The sequence below is a fragment of the Atribacter sp. genome, from assembly GCF_035418125.1.
Taxonomy (GTDB): domain Bacteria; phylum Atribacterota; class Atribacteria; order Atribacterales; family Atribacteraceae; genus Atribacter; species Atribacter allofermentans.
Genome location: NZ_DAOLQM010000317.1, coordinates 1 through 2,157, shown reverse-complemented (window position 1 = coordinate 2,157; position 2,157 = coordinate 1). Strand labels below are relative to the sequence as shown.

Annotated in this window: 4 protein-coding genes; 2 read left to right on the top strand and 2 right to left on the bottom strand. The window is 35.1% G+C overall.

The genetic code is table 11. From position 1 onward, the window contains the following. Positions 1-353 precede the first annotated feature (353 nt). Positions 354-593, top strand: coding sequence for a DUF433 domain-containing protein (locus PLK24_RS10970; protein ID WP_324479084.1), 240 nt, complete (start codon positions 354-356; stop codon positions 591-593). Continuing rightward, positions 590-949 carry a DUF5615 family PIN-like protein gene (locus PLK24_RS10965; protein ID WP_324479082.1) on the top strand — a complete coding sequence of 120 codons (360 nt, stop codon included), beginning with the start codon at positions 590-592 and terminating at the stop codon, positions 947-949. The genes PLK24_RS10970 and PLK24_RS10965 overlap by 4 nt, the downstream gene beginning before the upstream one ends. Positions 950-1,520: 571 nt before the next feature. On the opposite strand, the gene PLK24_RS10960 is transcribed toward PLK24_RS10965, so the two are convergent. Together PLK24_RS10960 and PLK24_RS10955 are read right to left on the bottom strand one after the other, a co-directional pair. Then, positions 1,521-1,745 (bottom strand): type II toxin-antitoxin system HicA family toxin, encoded by a 225-nt coding sequence (locus tag PLK24_RS10960; protein WP_324479080.1) that lies wholly within the window; start codon positions 1,743-1,745, stop codon positions 1,521-1,523. Beyond that, positions 1,746-1,964: a type II toxin-antitoxin system HicB family antitoxin gene (locus PLK24_RS10955; protein ID WP_324479078.1), complete on the bottom strand. Its 219-nt coding sequence runs from the start codon at positions 1,962-1,964 to the stop codon at positions 1,746-1,748. Between the last annotated feature and the right edge of the window lie 193 nt (positions 1,965-2,157).

Sequence of the window (2,157 nt, the reverse complement as noted above, 5' to 3'; positions counted from 1 at the left end):
GAGAAGGTGAGGATGAGGGTGAAAGCCCAGGATGAGATTCTGGTTAGTTGCTTAATATGAATTACCAATAAAAAATCATTCAGTTATTTCCAAGATAGAAAATCTCTTTTTCCTCAAAAGAATTACTAAAGTTGAAAAACCGTCGTTTTTTATTCACATTTAAGATATGGACCAAGAGATTTCGCCTAAAAGGCACTACAGAAGCACTGTTAATTGTCTTCTAAAAAATATTTTCGAATAGCTTTCTTCAAGGTAATATATTGCGATCTTTAATATATATTATTGCTTGATTTTATAAATAATGTACTATTTACTATAATATTGAATAGAACTTTTCAGCGGGAGGCAACTTAGTGAAAAAACATGAAAGGATTGAGATTAATCCGGAAATAATGTTTGGAAAGCCGGTTATTAAAGGAACCCGAATCACCGTGGAGCTTATCTTGAGGAAATTAGCCGGAGGGATGTCACCTGAAGAGATTCTTCAAGATCATCCCCATTTAAAACTTGAGAATATATTCGATGCACAAGAGTTTGCTGCCGACTATCTCGGCCAGGAAGATATTATCTTTGCCTCAGGTAACCAACTGTGAAATTCTGTGTTGATGAGTGTTGTAACATAGAATTGGTACGGTATCTACGGTTAGGAGGACATGATGTCCTTTATATTGGGCAATATAAGCCCGGCACCCTCGATAATGAGATACTTTTCAAGGCTTTTAACGAAAAAAGGATCTTAATCACTGAAGATAGAGATTTTGGGGAGTTAGTATACCGGTTAAAGAAACCTGCTTATGGCATTGTTTTTTTACGTTTCGAAGTTCATGAGCGTCATTTGAAGTGGCCACGCTTGAACCAATTAATAGATCGATATGAAGGTAGGTTGAAAGGTCATTTTGTAGTAGTAGACAATGAAAAATTTCGTTTTCGACCTTTAAAAGCTTATTGATGCCTGGTGCTGAAATATTTAGGTATGAATTTGATCTCTGGCTTTTGATATTTTGGTTTAATCAAAGCATTAGGGTATTTTTTTAATTTACGAAAATTACTCTTCGTGAAGTTTTTAAGTCCTAACTTTTGAAGCTTTTAATCTTAAGTTGAAGGTTGCTATCCAGTTGCCCTCCTAAGATAGACGTTCCTGTAGCGTCAAAACACCAAATAAGAATGAAAATATTTGTACGATAATAAATCTCCTCTCCTCCCTTTAAAAAAACCGAATCCCGAACCATATTTCTTTATCCAAAGGGAGAAGCATTTTATGCTTAATCACTTATAAAAGTTCTAAAATCCTAAATTTTATTCAACTCACCACTCACGACTCACTTCTCACTGCTTTTAGGAATGAGATTGCCACGACCTTAAAAAACCAGGTCTCGCAATGAGGAGTAGAAGTTCCTTCTCCTTTGATGGGAGAAGGAAAAACAATTTATTTTCGATCGACAAAAATGAGGAAAAATAGAAGATATTTATTCATTTGATCTAAGGTGTTCTCTTTTCATGGTTCGACCAAAAAAGTAATTCTACGATGGTCTAGCATCTAAAAATTTATCAACAGATAAACCACTCTTTCTAATTAATCCCTGAAGTAAACCTGGAGCCAACTCTTTATGGTTTGGTACTGATGGGGTTGGTCTTTCTTCATGATATAAAATCATATGACTTCCAGTTTGATGATCCAGAATATAACCAAACTTTTGGAAGATTTTTACTACTTCTTTACCCGACATACGAGGGAGAAATCCCATTTAGATCGTAACCTCTCCTAAGAACACCTCGTGTTCCTCAAAAGAATTTAATCTTCCGTGTCTTTTTTCCACTTCCAGCCATCCCCTAATGGCATCTTTTATATTGCTCAAGGCTTCATCAAGAGTTTTACCCTGGCTCATGCATCCGAGGAGTTCGGGAACATCCACTACATATCCTTTAAATTCTGGATCGTAGGTGATTACAACCTTAAATTTCATAACCTTCTCCTTCCTTTAAGGAATCTCCAATTCATATTATACTTCATTCCTTTGGAGCTTTTTTAATTATTCAAAGTTACTTTCTAATTCCTTAACTTCCCTTTTTGTGCTTCATTCAAAAATCTGTTTTGTAAATCCTCATTATTAAGAATATATCAACCTCCTCACTCTGATCTTCTCAATCTTCCTTTAT